Here is a 17,950-nt window from a genome sequence, read left to right as displayed (position 1 = left end):
GAAACCAAACGTTTCAATCTTTAGCAAACCGCCCTTACTTTCGAATCAACCATAAGGCCTGTTTTGATTCGAACAAAGGCAAAACAAGCCGATATAGAAAAATGAAAGACCATTAGGAGAGTGTTGTATGGCGATGATTATTCAAGACCGCTTCAAACTAAAAGTACTTTCAGCAGCAGTGATTGCTGCATCCAGCATCAATATTTATGCGCAAGATTCCGGCGCTGTGGAAGAAGTTGTAGTGACCGGGATTAGAAGCTCACTCACCGGCGCAATGGAAACCAAGCGGCAAGCAAGCGGCGTAGTAGATGCCATCAGTGCCGAAGACATAGGTAAATTTCCCGACACCAACCTCGCTGAATCTTTACAACGCATTACCGGTGTATCCATCGACCGGAGCAACAATGAGGGTAACCAAGTGACCGTTCGGGGCTTCGGCCCCAGTTTTAATCTGGTGACTTTAAATGGCCGTCAAATGCCCAACTCATCCGCGTTGGATGGCACACCCATTTCTCGCAGTTTTAATTTCCGTGAAATAGCCGCAGAAAGTGTTTCCGGCGTAGAGGTTTATAAAACCGGCAAAGCAAACGTGGCCTCAGGCGGACTGGGCGCAACCATTAACTTGAAAACCGCCAAGCCGTTTGATTTTAATGAATTGGTTGCTCACGCGAGCGTGAAAGGTGTAATCGAGCCCACTGTTGAAACAGGCGATGAAGTAACACCGGAAATTTCCGGCATGATTAGCAACACTTTTGCCGATGGAAAATTTGGCGTACTCGCATCTTATTCCTACGCCGAACGCAACTTCCATGTCGATCGTATCGGCACACAAAATGGTTGGAGCCGCGGCTATCCCGGCCAACAAAATCCTGACACCAGCGCTATTGATACTGATCGCAACCCCACTAAAGCGACATGGCGCATCCCCACTGTCGATTTGGAAAATGCCAACTACGAGCGCACCCGCCAAAACGGTCAATTGGTATTGCAATTTGCCCCAACCGACAACCTGACCGCGACTGTTGATTACACCATGTCACGCCTTGAAGAAGACGGCGCGATGAATCGCATGAGCTTTTGGTTTGATGATGTACAAACCGGTAAAGCCGATGCCAATGGCACCATCATTAACCCGGCGCGCAGCAACGATGAGTTGAACTTTTGGGCCTGGGAATACGGTTTTAATACTGAAAATGATTCATTCGGTGTAAATGTAGAGTGGGACGTTAATGATCAATTGTCTTTCACTCTGGATGCACATGACTCAACCTCTCATGCGAACCCAGGAGCACAACCTGCCGAGCGCATTGCCAATACCAAAAACCCGTTTGGTGCAGTGGATATCGCAGCGGATTTCTCTGGCAAATTGCCCAGCGTTTCCTATGACGATTCAGACTTACCCGGCGGCGCCTACAACAAAGCCAATATTGTCGGCGACCTGTATCAAGAGCGCGGTCATGAACTGGAAAATAATATTCAACAAGTTCAATTGCACGGCGTTTGGCAAAATGCCGATGCAGGTGCACTTACGGCGATTAATTTTGGTGTAGCACAAACCAAAAACACCGTAGATGTAAAAGATATTTACAGCGCGAACTTTGCATTAAGCGGCATGGACCTGACCAATCTGGATCTCAGTTTTGAAACAGGCGATATAGGTTTTGAATATGTACCTGTATTTAGCGCCAATGAATTTATTGATTTGGTGTACGCGCAAAATCTTAATAATCCAATGAACTATGGCACCAATGGTATTGAAGAAGAGACTAACGCGCTTTATCTGTCATTTGATTTTGATGCGGAATTTAACCAAATGCCGGTTAAAGCCAATGTTGGCCTGCGCTACGAAGAAACCGATGTTAGCTCCTACACCATCACTAAACCAGTGATAGGTTTTAATTGGGTATCGCCACTGGAGATGTCGAAGATATACGCTGATACCGAACAGTCGGACACACTCAAAGGAAATTACGATAATTTTTTACCTAACTTCGATTTAAGTTTAAATTTAACCGATGACCTGGTAACGCGTTTCTCGTACAGCAAAACCATTGCGCGCAGCAATATTGATGCAATGTATCCCGGCACAGATTTAGTCACGCACTTATCAACCGGCCCATTCAAAGCAAATCAAGGCAACCCGGGTTTATTACCGTTCGAATCCGAAAACCTCGACCTGTCACTTGAGTGGTACTACGGCGAAGGCAGTTATGTATCCGGTGGTTACTTCCGCAAGAAAGTGGATAACTTTATTGCTGTAGGCCAAGAAGACCGCATCATCAACAGCCCCAATGGCCCACTGACTAACCCCAGCGCCAATCCGCGCCCTGGTTGCCCAGGTGGCTCAGTAGCCAACCCAACATCAGCCTGTACTTCACAACCTGGTGATCAAGCTATTGTCTGGGAAGTTTCCACACCACAAAACCTGAACGACTCTTTGGTTGATGGTTGGGAATTTAATGTACAGCATATGTTCGGCGACTCAGGCTTCGGCACCATTGTTAACTACACCATGGTAGATAGCGATGACAGTTACGACGTCTACAGTTTGGACAATGATTTGGCGCTACAAGGCTTGAGCGATTCAGCCAACTTTGTCGGCTTCTACGAAAATAATGGTTTCCAAATTCGTATTGCCTATAACTGGCGCGACAAGTTCCTCCTGTCATCCGGCAATGAACCCGTCTTTACTGCGGCCTATGATCAAATTGATATCAACGCAAGTTATGAAATCAATGAGAATCTATCCGTATTTATCGAAGGCTTGAACGTAACCGATGAAGCAACCCATCGTTACGGCCGTTGGACTAATCAAATTAAAGATTACGAGCAATACGGTTCTCGTTACAACGTAGGTGTACGTGCGAAATTCTAATTGTCAGTGTTTAACACCCAATTATGATTGAGTACAAAAAAGGTCGCCTACTATTGGCGACCTTTTTTTTAAAACGAAACAGATTAAATGGATAATAAAAACGGCGGTGCAAATATGACAAAAGCAATAAAATCCATTGTCATTGTTGGCGGTGGTGCAGCCGGTTGGATTACCGCAGGCACGCTCGCAGCCAAAATACGCAGCCAGCATAGCGAAGGCATACAAATTAGCCTCGTAGAATCACCCAAAACACCCATCATTGGCGTCGGTGAAGGAACCTGGCCCACCATGCGTAACACCTTAAAAAAAATGGGCGTGCGTGAAACAGATTTTCTGCGTGAATGTAATGTGTCCTTTAAACAGGGAGCAAAATTTGTGCATTGGTGCACTGGCCAAAAAGACGATTTTTATTATCACCCTTTAGTTTTACCGCAAGGCTTTTCCGAGATTAATCTTGCGCCCCACTGGTTAGCTAATCCACACAACCAATCTTTCTCCAACGCCGTCTGCGTACAAGAAACCCTTTGTGAAGCGGGCTTAGCGCCGAAATTAATTACCACACCGGAATATGCCGCTGTTGCAAACTATGCCTACCATTTGGATGCCGGTGCATTTGCCGAATTTTTAAAAAAGCATTGCACTACCAACCTTGGTGTCACCCATTTATTAGCCGATGTTATTCATGTTAATGCCGCCGACAATGGCGATATCACCTCAATTGCTACCGATACACAGGGCGATATTGCAGGCGATTTATTTATAGACTGCAGTGGATTTAATTCGCTGTTGCTTGGCAAACACTACAAAGTGCCGTTTATATCCTGTAAAGATGTACTTTTTATCGACACAGCCTTGGCAGTCCACCTGCCCTATGAAAATGACAACAGCCCTATCGCCTCGCACACCATTTCTACCGCGCAGGATTCCGGATGGATTTGGGATATTGGCCTGCCAAGCAGACACGGTATAGGCCACGTATTTTCCAGCGCGCACACCAGCACAGAGCAAGCCGAAGAAAAACTGCACCAATACCTCAGACAACACTCCTCCAACACCGAGCAAATTTCTGTGCGAAAAATTCCTATAACACCAGGGCACAGAGCAAAGTTTTGGGAAAAAAATTGTGTCGCTGTAGGGTTATCCGCAGGGTTTCTTGAACCGCTGGAGGCATCGGCATTGGTATTGATTGAAATATCAGCCGCGATGATTGCCGACCAACTACCAGCAACACGCCCCGCGATGGACATCATCGCAAAACGATTTAATGAAACTTTTTTATATCGCTGGCAACGCATTATTGATTTTTTGAAATTGCATTACACCCTTAGCAAACGCGACGACAGTGATTTTTGGAGAGACAATCGACGCTTAAGTAGCATTCCAGAAAGCTTGCAAGAGTTAATGACTTTGTGGCGCTACCAACCGCCTTGGCATATGGATTTTGATCGCGCGGCTGAGGTATTCCCCGCTGCCAGCTATCAATATTTACTGTACGGAATGGGCTACACAACAGAAGCCAGCACTCTAGGTATGTCGCAACACAATCAACAATTAGCGCAAGTGTTATTCAACAAAAATGCAACGTTGGCGCAACAACTCAAAAGCCAACTTCCCAGCAACAGAGAACTTATTAACAAAATTAAAGAATATGGATTACAGCCCGTTTAATTTGGACTTTATTATCCAATTACGATAGCGAGAACATATGAGCACTTCTATTGAAATACTGAATCACCAAATACACACGCAACTGAAAGTGATTACTGAGCATGGTGCAGAATACGGTGAAAATATTAATAACGTTCCGGTATTGATCCATGAGCTAAAAAAATTAGCCCATGAATACCCGATATGTTTTATGAAAGACCCAGACACAGGTCAGTTTAATCTATATGCCCTATTAGGTTTTGCGCCTGAAGAGAATCTTTATTTAGATCAACACCAATGGAACGCCAATTATATTCCGCTCCATATCCAACGTCAGCCATTTATTGTTGGGCGTCGCCATGCTACTGAGAATACCCAAGCACCCAACACAGAACACGACAGTGGTTTTATTAGCATCAACACTCAGAGCAAACGTATTAGCCACACACAAGGAGAGTCGCTTTTTAATAGCGACGGAACACCCACCGCTTATTTAAATTCCATCAATGAATTACTGAGTCAATTAACACCCAGTGAAACCATGACAAAAGTATTTATTGCACAGCTATTAAACCATCAGTTGCTGGAATCGGCGCGCATTAACATCGCGCTTAATGACGGGTCAAGTTTTAGTTACGAAGGTATCTATACCATCAACACCGATAGATTGAATAGTTTAAGTGAAGTGGAAATAAACCGGTTACAAGAGCAACATTTTTTGGCTCCCATAAAATTTATTATCCAATCCTTACAGCAATTACAACGTCTAATTGATTTTAAAAACAATCGCCTGCAAGGATCAACACATGAAACAGCTTAATGTAATTGCAATACTTTTCTTTATGACCTGCACTATTGCTGCTTGCACGACAAACAAATGGGATAAAAGTGAAGGCCACTTAGCGCCAGAACTCAACCAAGCGATAGGATCCATTGAGATTATTGATCCTCGTGCTTTGCAGCTGATCGACCCAACGAAAAAAATCTTTATTCGTGCCGATGGATTTCGCTGGACTGAAGGGCCGTTATGGGTTGATGAATTGCAAGCATTGCTATTCTCAGATATTCCCAACAACCGCATTATGCAATATCAACCCGGCATAGGAACTCGCCTTTATTTAGAGCCCGCTGGTGCAACTGCACTCTTTCCCGATGATGATAACGGTGGTTCCAATGGATTATTACTCAATAACAACAATGAATTGATTTTGTTGCAGCAAGGCGACCGACGCATTGCACTTATGATCGCCCCGTTAAACCGCCCTGCGCCACAATACAAAAATGTTGCCAGCGAGTTCAAAGGAAAAAGACTCAACAGCCCTAACGATGCCGTGCTCAGTCGCAGCGGAAATTTATACTTTACTGACCCTCCCTACGGCTTGGCAGGTGGCATGACTGACAAGCGTAGAGCCATTGCATTTCAAGGTATTTATAAAGTAACACCCTCAGGGGAAAGCGTACTGCTGGATGATCAAGTAAAGTCCCCTAACGGTATAGGCCTCTCAATAGATCAGAAAACGCTATACATCGGCGTGTCAGATCCAGAACATCCCCATTGGTTGGCCTATGACCTTGATGAGCAAGGAAACACATCGAATAAACGTGTTTTTTATGATGCGACCAAATTTAAAAATAACATCGAACACCAAGGTGTACCTGATGGAATGGCGACACATTCATCCGGCGTTTTATTTGCGACAGGCCCCGGTGGTGTGTGGATCTTTTCTCCGGCGGGTGAAGTGCTCGCTAAAATTTACACTGAAAAACTCACCGCCAATTGCACACTTTCCAGCGATGAAAAAACTTTGTTTATTACCGCCCACGACACCTTAATGAGCCTGTCATTAAAATAATGTTGCAACTTTTTCTATTAGTATTTTTAACCGCTCAACCAAGCGCTGCGCTTCTTCTGGTGTACGCACCGGCGCAGCCAAACTCCCACCCACACCGATTCCTTTAGCACCTGAATTCGCCCAGCGTTCGACATTGAGTTCATTAATACCACCGACCGGAAAAAAAATTGTGTTGTTAAATGGTCCAAAAGCCAGAGATTTTAAATAATCAGGGCCCATTGGCTCAGCCGGGAATAATTTTACAATATCAGCTTGCGCCTCAATTGCAGCCACAATTTCCGTTGGTGTGAATGCTCCCATCACAACTGGAACTTCTTGCTCATGAGCAACCTTTACAACCGCGGAACTGGTATTCGGCGTCACTAAAAATTGGGCGCCTGCCGCCATCGCTTGCTGCGCAAGCGACACATTGGTAATAGTACCCGCCCCTACCAAAACCTCAGGAAACTCGCCACGAATAAGACTAATCGCCGCACAAAAGTTGGGCGTATTGGCAGTCACCTCTAATACCTTTATTCCCGCAGCCGCCAAACATTGCACAATGGGAATAATATCTTCTGAGTGTTTTACTCGTAAAATGACAATTAGCTTTTCGGCAAGTAACTTGTTGACTCGTTCAAACTTCATCGATGTATTCCACTATTAATCCAGCAGCCTTAAACTTTGGCTGCATCTATTACTTGCGCTCAACAAAACACGAATTAACGCACCACATAACCAGCAGTATTACCCCGCGCCACCTCATTAATTTCTGTCTCGCTCATCCAAGCCTGATCGCCATAACAATTGTGCGCCAGCGCAAAGGCGGCATTGGCAAAATCAATAGTTTGTTGCGCTGACCAGGCTTGCTGATAGCCGTATAAAACTCCTGCGGCGAATGCATCCCCTGTACCTAATCGATCAAGGATATCTACCCGCAACTCGGTACTCTTAAACGAGTCGGCATTTTTCCTTAACAGTGAAGTGAGCGAATTAACTGAAGCGCTGTGATGAATACGGCTAGTAACGGCGGCATCTACATTAAATTCATCACCTAAAAATTCAGCCACAGCCTGAGCTTCTGCAAGTGCATCAGAATTAAAAAAATGATATCCAAATACATCACTGATAACACCTGCATTGGCAAATACCAAATCGCAATACTGCATAATTTGTTTAAAATAGTGCTTGGCAAATGCCGGTTCTGGCCAAAGACTGCGTCTGAAATTGAGATCAAAACTTACCCTGACCCCCATGCCATGTGCAATTTTTGCAGCTTTGATTGTCTCCAGTGCACATTGCTCTGAAAGTGCTGGCGTTATGCCACTCAAATGCAATCGCTGTTTACCCTGTAATATTTCATTCCAATTAAATTCATTTTCAACGATAGTTGAAATAGCGGAATATTTGCGATCATAAATCACTCGCGTTGGACGAAGCGAAGCACCCAATTCGATAAAATAGGTCCCCATGCGCTCTCCACCGAACAAGACATTATTCGTAGCTATACCGCAGCGATGGAGACTGGCAATAGCCTGTTCCGCAATTAGGTTGTCTGGCAATTTCGTAATGAAATCCGTCGCCACACCTAACCGCGCCAAGGCGGCCGCAACATTCGCCTCAGCCCCTGCAAAATCTACCGACAATTGCTGTGCCACCATGAGCCGCTGCTGTGGTTGCGCTGGGGTTAAACGCAACATAAGCTCACCAAAAAATGTAATGCTCAATTTATTTCTCCAGATTATCGGCTGATATGGGAACAATTTTTCCCACCAAAAAAACATAGGAAAATAAGCCTGCCAATGCCAAACCGGTAATCAATAATAGCGCAGGCTTAAAGTCACCATCTTGTACCAAATAACCAATTGCAATCGGCACCATAACGGCTGAAAGTCCACCAATAAAATTGAAGCATCCACCGACTAACCCCACCATTTTTTGCGGGGCAAGCAGTGACACAAAAACCCAGGCGATAGAGGTTAATCCATTACCAAAAAAAGCGATTGACAGGAAAAAAGTTGCCCAGGCAATACTATCGACATAATTTGCACCAATAACACCGGCAGATAATATAAAGCCAAGAATAATAGGCGCCTTTCTTGAAACCTCAGTAGAAACACCACGCCGCACCAAATAGTCTGACAAAAACCCAGCAAACAGAACGCCGCAAAAAGCAAATAAAAACGGAATAGACGCATAAATTCCAGTTTTTAAATCACTCAAGCCACGATATTCGGCTAAATAGGTAGGAAACCAGGTTAGAAAAAAAATTAAGGTTCCACCCAAACAGAACTGACCAATATAAATCCCCCAAAGTTTACGATTGGAGAAAGCTAATTTGATATTGCCCCAAGGAATTTCGATGGGTTCTTTTTTTGTTGTAGCCGGTGATGGTATGACTGCAGCGGGAGACTGAATTATTTTGTCACGATAAAAGTAGCGCCATACCAGTGCCCAAACAATTCCGATTAAGCCTGAAACAATAAATAACCCACGCCAGCCAAATAAATCTTGAATGAACGCTAATACAGGCATTAAAAATGCCAGCCCAATAAATTGACCTGAGGTATAAACAGCAATAGCGCCAGCACGCTCTTGCTCTGCGAACCATTGCGTCACAATTTTGTTATTGGCGGGATAGGATGGCGACTCAAATAAACCAATCGCCATACGGCACCCCACCAAAGTGGCAAAACTACTTACAACACCTTGAACTAAAGTCGCTAATGACCAGGCAACCAAAATAATGGGATATAAAATTCGAATGCGCAGTGCATCAACCAATAATCCACCAGGAATTTGCATAATTGAATAAGTCCAACCAAATGCCGAGAAAATAACTCCCATTTGCACCTTAGTTAATTCAAGATCTTGCGCAATAGCATTGGCAGCAACCGATATATTGGTTCTGTCCATGTAATTTATAACTACTGTTAAAAACAGCAGAATCAAAATTCCACTTTTACTTGCAGGTGCATTTTTTTGCATTATTTTATTCACCAATTGGTATAGGAGCCGTCCGGCTTTATAAGTCGCGGCGGCTCCCAATATTTGAAGGGAAGATTTTTGATCAACTGCTCATTTACATCTACACCCAACCCAGGATCGGCGGGAATACTGAAGCCATTAGCTTCCACTAATGGGCGATGAGTAAAAATTCGATCGAATTCAGACATGTCACCGTCGTAAGGCGACAATTCCAAACTCGCGAGATTGGAAATAGCGGCACAATAATGAATGGAGGCAGCCGTACAAATAGGGCTAAGTGGATTGTGTGGCATCATGTCCACATATTTTGCTTCACATAACGCGGTAATTTTCATCGCCTCAGTAAAACCACCCGCATTACAAATATCTACGCGAGCAAACTGGGTTAACAGCGGCTCCAAATAGCGAGAAAAATCCCACTTGCTGGTGAATTCTTCACCAATAGCAAAGGGTACATCTACCATAGTGCGCAACGCTTGATAGGCCGCAGGGGATTCATCGCGAATAGGTTCTTCAATAAAATCCAAAGTGCCGGCTGGCATCCGCTGACAAAAAGAAGCCGCTTCGGCCACGCTCAAACGGTGGTGATAATCCACCCCTAACATTATTTCACTCCCCAAAGCTTCGCGTGCCTGCGTGAGCCAATGAGATGATTTAGCAATCGATTTACGCACGTCAAATACAGTCGGCCTATGACTTACACCATGCTCACCGGTAGTCGCCCGAATGGTTTGCCAACCATCACTTTGTAATTGCAGTAGATGGTCAACAAAAGCGGGGCCAAAATCCAAGGTAGAAGTAACAAACAGCGGAATGCTGTTGCGCTGCTTGCCACCCAGCAACTGATATACAGGCACCTTCAAATATTTTCCGCAGGCATCGTGCAGAGCAATATCCAGGGCAGAAATTGCAGCAGCCAATACTCGCCCACCTTCAAAATAATGGCTCCGATACAACTCTTGCCACAGTGCACCTATATCTAATGCCGAGCGACCAATCAGAAATTGTTTAAAATGTTCAATAGCGCCTATTACCGCTTTTTCACGCCCTGATAAGCCTGACTCGCCCCAGCCATAGATACCCTCATCGGTCTCCACTTTAACCAAACAGACGTTGCGAAACCCCAGCCAAAAAGCATAGGTTTTAATATCCACTATATTCATTCTTTGCTCTGTATTAACGAATTAATTTTGACCAGTAATCTTCACTGGAAGATAAATGCAACGCTAATGCCTGCACTGATTGCGCCCCCTTGCCCGCACGCAGTGCGTCAATTATCTGCTGGTGCTCACCAATTGAATGCTCAATACGCGTACGACTGACCGCTAAATTTCCATGCATCGCAAGCAGCATTAGTCGTTTTGTTTTCCAAATCTTTAGTGCACTTTTGTTGTAGTGATGGCGATACATTTCCCAATGAAACAAATTGTCTAAATGCAAAAATCCCACCCGGTCATTAGCCGTTAAACCACGCATTTGCTGCAATAATTGATCTAGCTGTGCCACATTTTCATCGCTGTAATGATCCACAAACCAAGCCATAAAATACGGTTCAAGCAATTGCAGAATCTCAAATAGATCACGCATGCTGGTGTATTCAAAACTTGCCACACGCGCACCACTATTTTTTTGCGAGGTCACAAACCCTTCACCTTCTAGCTGCTTAAGGGCTTCGCGCACAGGGTTTACGCCGGTTCCATAGCGCTCGGCCAATTGAGCCGTAACCAAGCGATTACCACTTACAAAAGTTCCCAGGGCAATATCTGCCAATATTTGCTCTACCAGCCCCTGCTCCCGCCCCAGGAGCACCGAAAAAGCCAATTCCGTATCTACCAACGCCATCATTGCGCCCCATATTGCATACAATTAACATAATATTGTATACAATCTTAAATAATCAAGAGTTCTTTAGGTTGTCCGATAAATTAGCGCAACTTACAAAACCTTACATTGTAAATTGTTGACATCATTACCATTAACTAAGAAGAATCCAACTCTCTGAAAGATCACGCGAGCCACTACCAACCCAAAAGAGGAGATAAAAATGAAAAAAAATCAACTACATTTAATCAAGCAGATACTTGCTGGCACTCTGGCGGGGTTGTCACTCAGCTGCGCCGCCAATCAAGATTCCCCAATTGGCAGCGTTGAAAACTTTGATAGTTTTTCGCTGAATAAAGCTGTGGAAAATAACGTCAAGGCAAGCTTGATAGAGGGGCAAGAGAAAAAATATGGCAAGGCATTAAAACTGGTATTCGAGCCGCGCGAGGAATCCACAATTGAGCTACCTACTCCCGCGCAAGGTTATTGGAATTGGGAATACGCAGGTGATTTAAATCTGGCACTGGATGTTACCAATCCAGGCAGTCAATCGTTTCAATTTTGGCTGACATTAATGGATGCAAAAGGCCGCAAACAAGAGCGCAGCGCAGTGATTGATGCAGGTCAATCAGCTCGTTTTTATGCCCCTTTAACCGGGCGTGTTGCCAATGCACAGACCGGTATGCGCGAAACCCCACCAGCATGGCAAACCAGCGAAGAAAAGTTAGCCTGGCGCTCAGGCGATCGCGATTTTGATTTCACTCAAGTCACTAAAATTATTTTCAAAGCTTACGCCCAATTTGAAACTAACACCCTAATTGTGGACAACCTTGAGCTGCGTGTTAATCCCGCCCAAGATCCGGAATATCTGGTGGGGATAGTCGATAAATTTGGCCAAGCCGCCAAAAAAAATTACCCCACTAAAATTCATTCAGAAAAACAATTAAAAGCAGCGGCAGACGCCGAGTTAGCCAGTTTGGCCAATGCCAAACAACCGGAAGACAGATCGCGTTTTGGTGGCTGGAGCAAAGGCCCTAAATTGGAAGGCACAGGCTATTTCCGCACTGCAAAAGTGGATGGCCGCTGGTGGATGGTAGACCCGGAAGGCTATTTGTTTTTTTCCAGCGCTATCGCCAATGTGCGTATGGCCAATTTGGAAACCATCACCGGTTATGATTTCAACGATGCCAGCGTGCGCAAAATAGATCCTGAAGAATTAACCCCGGAAGACTCGCGCGATATTATTCCAGTCGGCAAAAAATCGTTAAATTCCCGCTTTCTTGCATCGCCCTTGCGCCGCGAAATGTTTGAATGGCTGCCCCCCTACGATCACGAGCTTGGCGAACACTATGGTTACCGGCGCACAGTGCACCAAGGAGTATTGGAACAGGGTGAAGTCTACAGTTTTTACAAAGCCAATCTGGAGCGCCGCTACGGCCAAAGCTCACCCAATTCCTACATAAAAACCTGGCGCGATGTCACTTTGGATCGCATGGTGGATTGGGGCTTCACCTCATTTGGTAATTGGATTGACCCCATGTTTTACGACAACCAACGCATGCCATTTTTTGCCAACGGTTGGATTATCGGCGACTTTAAAGTGATCTATTCCGGGCAAGATTATTGGTCACCACTACCCGATGTTTATGATCCTGAATTTAAACGTCGCGCACATTTGACCATCAAACAAATCGGTCGCGAAGTAAAAAACACTCCCTGGTGTGTTGGTGTATTTGTTGATAATGAAAAAGGCTGGGGATCAATGAAAAATGACCGCGCTCACTTCGGCGCTGTCTATTACGCACTCAGCAGAACTGCCGATGAAAGCCCAGCTAAAAAACAGTTCACCCAATTACTCACTAAAAAATACGGCGATATAGCGACGCTTAACCAAGCCTGGGGAACAAAGATTGATTCATGGTCCAGCTTTGCAACTGGCATCACTATGGACAAGTTGAATGATGCTTCTCGCGCAGATTTTTCTATGCTCTACGCCGACTATGCAGAAACGTATTTCCGTATTGTCAGCAGCGAAATTAAAGACGCCCTGCCCAACCATATGTACATGGGCGTAAGAATCGCCGCCGAATGGGGCATGCCGGTTGAAGTGGTCACCGCCGCAAAAAAATACAGCGATGTATTGAGCTTTAATAATTATCGCGAAGGCATGCACCCGGATACTTGGGCATTTCTGAAAGACTTGGATTTCCCCACCATCATCGGCGAATACCACATAGGCTCAACGTCGGATACAGATTTCTATCACCCCGGTTTAGTTATTGCCGCCGACCAAACCGACCGCGCAAAAATGTATGAAAACTACATGAATAGCGTAATCGATAACCCTTATATGGTGGGCGCGCATTGGTTTCAATATGTGGATGACCCAGTTACCGGCCGCGCCTACGATGGTGAAAACTACAACGTAGGCTGGGTAAGTAATACCGACATCCCCTATCAACCCATGGTAGATGCAGCCAAGCGAGTGAATAAATCGCTCTATCAGCGCCGCAGTAAAATTCCTCCCATCCAATAATTACTGGAAATCCTTACGGTAATAAAAACGCCAGACCCACGACTGACTCAATAATCGAACTTGAGCAAGTTGTGAGTCTGGCGTTTTATGACCAGCGGTCATCGGCAATATTCAACTAAACGCTTAAACAAACCAAAAAAAACCTGAGCTCAAATTGCCACCTGTTATCAGGTAAGAGGCAATTTAAGCTCAGGTAGTTTTTAATTTATTAGCTAGTTTAACTTAGCGAATATTTGCTTTGAGCGCAGCCGTGGCTTCGCGAATATTGTCTTTACGCAGTGCATCACTTATCGCTCTATGCTCATTAACGCAATCCACTGGCTTGGTGATACGTTTGTAGTTCATGCGCATACGCAAAATGATGGGCTGCCACAGGTTAACCAACTCTTCGCCACCGGCCTTCATCACCAAATAGCGATGGAAGTCCATGTCGGCCTTTGTCACTTCGGTGTAATCTTCGTCATCAAATGCATTTTGGAGACGATCCAAAATCGCATCTATTTCGGCAAAATCAGCCTCTTGCAGTTTACCTTTCAACGTTTTAACTGCATGAAGTTCAATCTTGGTGCGGATATCGATCATCAACTCTTGTAGCTCTGGAGACAGAACGCTGTTCACCGAAACGCCGCAATTGTTTTTGGCTACCAACAAGCCTTCTTTAGTGAGTTGCAGCAATACATCGCGAACCGGGCCACGCGAGACGCCAAAGCGCTCAGCCAAAGCCACTTCATTTAATTTGGCATTGGGCGGCATATCGCCCGCAATAATGTCTGATCTGATTTGATCAGCAATTTGATCCCGAACGGGAATGATTTTTTTTGATTCTTTCATGTTCTGGATGACCTTTCGCAAATAGCCTTATTGGATAGTGATATAAGGCTAAGCTATTTGCAGACATTAGACAATAATCTCTGCAAATAACAATGGGTAGATGTGACTATTTGTTTCCAAAAAGCACACCCACCCATTGAGCCCGGCCAGTATAAAACGGCAGATTAACGACTAGTATTTCTCACTTAAATAAACTGTTTTCTTTTCCAAATATTGTTCCAAACCATACTTGCCATCTTCGCCGCCAGCGCCGCTCATCTTCCAACCATTATGGAAACCTTGATGCTGCTCGCCAATACCGCGATTGACATAAACCTCACCCACTTCCATCTCTGCGATAGAGCGATGAATATAGTTAAGGCTTTGAGTAAATAAATAGGCTGAAAGACCATATTCACTGTCGTTGGTATAAGCAATGGCTTCATCGATACTGCTAATTTTCACGATTGGTAATATGGGACCAAAGGTCTCTTCGTGAACCAAAATATTATCTTGTTTCACGTTGACCAGTACCGTAGGTTCATACCAATTGCCCTGCTCAAAACCGGGCACTACCGCAGGCTTACCACCACAGGCCAGTTCCGCCCCTTGCGCCAAACCTTTTTTCACCAACCCATCGATTTGCTCAATTTCGCGGCGATTAACTTTAGGCCCCATTTGTGTTGCAGGATTCATTGGATCACCCAGCACCAAGGATTTCACCTTGGGTACAAACTTGGCAACAAACGCGTCGTATACTTTTTCATGTACATACAGACGCTCGGCACAGGTACAGACTTGTCCGCAGTTGGCAAATCGCGCCCAGAGCGCCTCTTCAGCGGCCAATTCCAGATCCGCATCTTCCATCACAATAAAGGGAGCTTTTCCGCCCAACTCCAACATGACAGGGGTTAAATGCTGTGCACTGGCTTTGTAAATGATTTGTCCGGCCCGGGTACTACCGGTCATGGTAATTAACCGAGTAATAGGGCTTTCGCATAAATGCTGGCCCACTACCGAACCAGAACCATTGACGATATTTAACACGCCCGCAGGAATACCTACATCATTGGCAATACGGCCCAATTCCAGAGTGGTTAAGGGGGTTTCCTGAGTCGGTTTAATAACAATAGTATTGCCTGTTATTAATGCAGGGCCAATTTTGCGACCAGCCAATGCCAAGGGGAAATTCCAGGCAGTGATCGCCACCACAACACCGCGCGGCACTTTGTGGATATAAATTTTTTCATTGGGTTTATCGGAAGGCAAAATATCGCCTTCGATAGTGAGCGCATTGTCGCAGGCGTATTCAATAAACGTGGCCGTTGCAGTTACTTCACCGCGCGCCACATCGAGCAACTTGCCCTGCTCTTGCACCAACATGGTGGCAAGCAATTCAGTTTCATTGCGAATAGCCTGAGCGAATTTACGCAGCAATGTTGCACGCGCACGCGCCGTAAGGGCAGCCCAAGGCTTTTGTGCTGCCTGTGCTGCTTCTAATGCATCTTGTGCATCTTCTTTACATCCTTCCGGGATGCGGCCAATTTCCGCCCCTGTACTTGGACTGTAAACAACAATATGCCCAGCAGCTTTTGATGGCACATATTGGCCATTAATAAAATTGAGATCATTTTTCATGGTGCTTATCTCCCCATCCAGCCGCCGTCAACCAACACGGTGCTGCCGTTCATATAGTTAGAGGCACTTGATGCCAAAAAGACAACCGGGCCTTTAAAGTCTTCCGGCGTGCCCCAGCGGCCTTGCGGAATACGACTAAGAATAGACGCAGAACGATCTTTGTCATTGCGCAAAGCTTCAGTGTTATCGGTAGAGATATAACCGGGCGCAATGGCATTCACATTAATACCCTGTGATGCCCACTCATTCGACAGCGCCATCACCAACTGACCTAAAGCACCTTTACTCGCGGCATAGCCAGGCACAGTCACGCCACCTTGATAAGTTAACAATGACGCAGTGAAAATAATTTTCCCGCTTTTGCGCGCAAGCATGGTTTTGCCAATTTCACGGCTCAAAATAAATTGTGAATTCAGGTTCACATTGATCACCTGATCCCAATACTCATCGCTGTGTTCAGCGGCAGGGGCGCGCAAAATTGTACCGGCATTATTGACCAGAATATCAATCACCGGATGCTCTGCTTTTACTTTTTCGATAAACGCATAAAGACTGTCGCGATTACCAAAATCACATTGATAAGCGCTGAATTTTTTCCCGGTAGCCGTTACCGCTTTTTCAATCTCTGAGCCTTGCAACTCCAGCGATGCAGATACACCAATAATATCTGCCCCTGCCTCTGCCAGAGCCACAGCCATTGCTTTACCAATGCCGCGCTTGCAACCAGTAACCAACGCGACCTTACCGTTTAAGCTAAATTGTTCCAACATAACCGTGATTACTCCGCGCAAGACACAAGGGCTTTCATACCAGCAGGATTATTATCCATGCTCGCAAAAGCGCTGCCAATGTTGTTCAGGCTAGATACCGAACTAATGAATGGTTCAAGCTTTACTTTACCGGATGCAACCAACTCAATGGCCATATCAAAGTCAGTCGCTTCATAAACGCGCGCGCCCACTAATTCAAGTTCTTTCCAGAAGAATTGGAACAGATCCACTTCAGGCTTTTGCGAGTGAATCGCCACCATACAAATACGGCCGCGCACTGAGGCAATCTTGGTCATAGCTTCTATCGCCGCTTTCACGCCAGACACTTCAAACACAACATCTGCGCCTTTACCATTAGTCCACTCTTTAACCGCTGCATCCAAATCTTGCTCAAGTGGATTAACGGTTTTAATACCATTTTTCTGGGCAAATTCATTGCGCACCTGATTCACTTCCGAAATCATGACCTCAGCGCCAACACTTTTTGCCACCAGTGCAACCAACTGACCAATGGGGCCACCACCAATAACAACTGCTTTTTCACCAGCCGTTAAACGTGCGCGGGAAATATCATGCACTGCTACAGAAAGTGGCTCAATCAACGCACCTTGTTTTAAGTCGATATTCTCAGGCAGTTTGTGCAAAGTGCGCGCTTTTACAGTCCATGAATTTTGGAAAGCGCCTGGGCTATCGATACCCATAAATTTTAATTTGTGGCACACATGGCTGTGACCTGCAGTACAAGCAGGACACTCGCCACAATAATCGAGTGGACGCACAACAACGCGATCACCAATGGCAAAACCTTTTACATTTGCCCCCATCTCAACAATGGTGCCCGACATTTCATGGCCAATAATTTGCGGCGGTGCAACGCGCTGATCCATAACACCGTGATAAATGTGCATATCCGTTCCACAGATACCAACAAACCCTACTTGCAAACGCACTTCATCCGCAGCAGGAGCAATCATTTGACCTTCAACAACCTGAAAGCCTTTATTACCAACATATTGAGCAGCTAACATAATTT

General features: G+C 45.2%; 14 protein-coding genes. 5 read left to right on the top strand and 9 right to left on the bottom strand.

Annotation, left to right across the window (positions count from 1 at the left end; genetic code table 11):
- Positions 1-127: 127 nt before the first annotated feature.
- The 4 genes from D0C16_RS02450 to D0C16_RS02435 all read left to right on the top strand — a co-directional run bounded on the left by D0C16_RS02450 (position 128) and on the right by D0C16_RS02435 (position 6,375).
- Positions 128-2,875 carry a TonB-dependent receptor gene (locus D0C16_RS02450; RefSeq protein WP_151030859.1) on the top strand — a complete coding sequence of 916 codons (2,748 nt, stop codon included), beginning with the start codon at positions 128-130 and terminating at the stop codon, positions 2,873-2,875.
- Between the two features lie 114 nt (positions 2,876-2,989).
- Positions 2,990-4,543, top strand: a complete 1,554-nt coding sequence (locus tag D0C16_RS02445; protein ID WP_151030858.1) for a tryptophan halogenase family protein — start codon at positions 2,990-2,992, stop codon at positions 4,541-4,543.
- Positions 4,544-4,580: 37 nt separating this feature from the next.
- Positions 4,581-5,342, top strand: coding sequence for a SapC family protein (locus D0C16_RS02440; RefSeq protein WP_151030857.1), 762 nt, complete (start codon positions 4,581-4,583; stop codon positions 5,340-5,342).
- The gene (locus D0C16_RS02435; RefSeq protein WP_225318879.1) at positions 5,329-6,375 is read left to right on the top strand and encodes an SMP-30/gluconolactonase/LRE family protein; all 1,047 of its coding nucleotides are present in this window, start codon (positions 5,329-5,331) and stop codon (positions 6,373-6,375) included. The genes D0C16_RS02440 and D0C16_RS02435 overlap by 14 nt, the downstream gene beginning before the upstream one ends.
- On the opposite strand, the gene D0C16_RS02430 is transcribed toward D0C16_RS02435, so the two are convergent.
- From D0C16_RS02430 to D0C16_RS02410, 5 genes are all read right to left on the bottom strand, one after another.
- The gene (locus tag D0C16_RS02430) at positions 6,367-7,002 is read right to left on the bottom strand and encodes a bifunctional 4-hydroxy-2-oxoglutarate aldolase/2-dehydro-3-deoxy-phosphogluconate aldolase (RefSeq protein WP_151030856.1); all 636 of its coding nucleotides are present in this window, start codon (positions 7,000-7,002) and stop codon (positions 6,367-6,369) included. The two genes, D0C16_RS02435 and D0C16_RS02430, sit on opposite strands and share 9 nt — an antisense overlap.
- Before the next feature lie 74 nt (positions 7,003-7,076).
- Positions 7,077-8,081, bottom strand: a complete 1,005-nt coding sequence (locus tag D0C16_RS02425; protein ID WP_151030855.1) for a sugar kinase — start codon at positions 8,079-8,081, stop codon at positions 7,077-7,079.
- A 1-nt stretch (position 8,082) separates the two neighbouring features.
- Positions 8,083-9,270 (bottom strand): MFS transporter, encoded by a 1,188-nt coding sequence (locus D0C16_RS02420; protein WP_255481986.1) that lies wholly within the window; start codon positions 9,268-9,270, stop codon positions 8,083-8,085.
- 80 nt (positions 9,271-9,350) lie between these two features.
- Positions 9,351-10,505, bottom strand: a complete 1,155-nt coding sequence (locus D0C16_RS02415; protein ID WP_151030853.1) for a mandelate racemase/muconate lactonizing enzyme family protein — start codon at positions 10,503-10,505, stop codon at positions 9,351-9,353.
- Positions 10,506-10,518: 13 nt separating this feature from the next.
- A complete protein-coding gene (locus tag D0C16_RS02410) occupies positions 10,519-11,187 on the bottom strand; it encodes a GntR family transcriptional regulator (RefSeq protein ID WP_151030852.1) in 669 nt (222 codons plus the stop codon).
- A gap of 199 nt (positions 11,188-11,386) precedes the next feature.
- Between D0C16_RS02410 and D0C16_RS02405 the strand changes: the two genes are divergently transcribed.
- Positions 11,387-13,699, top strand: coding sequence for a beta-galactosidase (locus tag D0C16_RS02405; protein ID WP_151030851.1), 2,313 nt, complete (start codon positions 11,387-11,389; stop codon positions 13,697-13,699).
- Between the two features lie 222 nt (positions 13,700-13,921).
- Here D0C16_RS02405 and D0C16_RS02400 read toward each other — a convergent pair whose 3' ends face one another.
- From D0C16_RS02400 to D0C16_RS02385, 4 genes are all read right to left on the bottom strand, one after another.
- Complete coding sequence (locus D0C16_RS02400; protein ID WP_151030850.1) at positions 13,922-14,530, bottom strand: GntR family transcriptional regulator; 609 nt, start codon at positions 14,528-14,530, stop codon at positions 13,922-13,924.
- Positions 14,531-14,701: 171 nt separating this feature from the next.
- Positions 14,702-16,147: an aldehyde dehydrogenase gene (gene aldA / locus D0C16_RS02395; RefSeq protein WP_151030849.1), complete on the bottom strand. Its 1,446-nt coding sequence runs from the start codon at positions 16,145-16,147 to the stop codon at positions 14,702-14,704.
- A 5-nt stretch (positions 16,148-16,152) separates the two neighbouring features.
- A complete protein-coding gene (locus tag D0C16_RS02390) occupies positions 16,153-16,917 on the bottom strand; it encodes an SDR family oxidoreductase (protein WP_049629444.1) in 765 nt (254 codons plus the stop codon).
- An 8-nt stretch (positions 16,918-16,925) separates the two neighbouring features.
- Positions 16,926-17,945: a zinc-binding dehydrogenase gene (locus D0C16_RS02385; RefSeq protein WP_151030848.1), complete on the bottom strand. Its 1,020-nt coding sequence runs from the start codon at positions 17,943-17,945 to the stop codon at positions 16,926-16,928.
- Between the last annotated feature and the right edge of the window lie 5 nt (positions 17,946-17,950).

The sequence above is a fragment of the Cellvibrio sp. KY-GH-1 genome, from assembly GCF_008806975.1.
In the GTDB taxonomy this organism is placed as follows: Bacteria; Pseudomonadota; Gammaproteobacteria; order Pseudomonadales; family Cellvibrionaceae; genus Cellvibrio.
The sequence above is the reverse complement of the archived record's forward strand: the minus strand, read 5'-3'. Positions and strand labels throughout refer to the sequence as shown.

What these genes read in the sequence shown, in the direction of transcription:
- D0C16_RS02410 (WP_151030852.1), bottom strand. Translation starts at nt 11,187, where the DNA reads ATGATGGCGTTGGTAGATACGGAATTGGCTTTTTCGGTGCTCCTGGGG.
- D0C16_RS02430 (WP_151030856.1), bottom strand. Translation starts at nt 7,002, where the DNA reads ATGAAGTTTGAACGAGTCAACAAGTTACTTGCCGAAAAGCTAATTGTC.
- D0C16_RS02440 (WP_151030857.1), top strand. Translation starts at nt 4,581, where the DNA reads ATGAGCACTTCTATTGAAATACTGAATCACCAAATACACACGCAACTG.
- aldA (WP_151030849.1), bottom strand. Translation starts at nt 16,147, where the DNA reads ATGAAAAATGATCTCAATTTTATTAATGGCCAATATGTGCCATCAAAA.
- D0C16_RS02445 (WP_151030858.1), top strand. Translation starts at nt 2,990, where the DNA reads ATGACAAAAGCAATAAAATCCATTGTCATTGTTGGCGGTGGTGCAGCC.
- D0C16_RS02400 (WP_151030850.1), bottom strand. Translation starts at nt 14,530, where the DNA reads ATGAAAGAATCAAAAAAAATCATTCCCGTTCGGGATCAAATTGCTGAT.
- D0C16_RS02450 (WP_151030859.1), top strand. Translation starts at nt 128, where the DNA reads ATGGCGATGATTATTCAAGACCGCTTCAAACTAAAAGTACTTTCAGCA.
- D0C16_RS02405 (WP_151030851.1), top strand. Translation starts at nt 11,387, where the DNA reads ATGAAAAAAAATCAACTACATTTAATCAAGCAGATACTTGCTGGCACT.
- D0C16_RS02435 (WP_225318879.1), top strand. Translation starts at nt 5,329, where the DNA reads ATGAAACAGCTTAATGTAATTGCAATACTTTTCTTTATGACCTGCACT.
- D0C16_RS02420 (WP_255481986.1), bottom strand. Translation starts at nt 9,270, where the DNA reads ATGGACAGAACCAATATATCGGTTGCTGCCAATGCTATTGCGCAAGAT.
- D0C16_RS02390 (WP_049629444.1), bottom strand. Translation starts at nt 16,917, where the DNA reads ATGTTGGAACAATTTAGCTTAAACGGTAAGGTCGCGTTGGTTACTGGT.
- D0C16_RS02385 (WP_151030848.1), bottom strand. Translation starts at nt 17,945, where the DNA reads ATGTTAGCTGCTCAATATGTTGGTAATAAAGGCTTTCAGGTTGTTGAA.
- D0C16_RS02415 (WP_151030853.1), bottom strand. Translation starts at nt 10,505, where the DNA reads ATGAATATAGTGGATATTAAAACCTATGCTTTTTGGCTGGGGTTTCGC.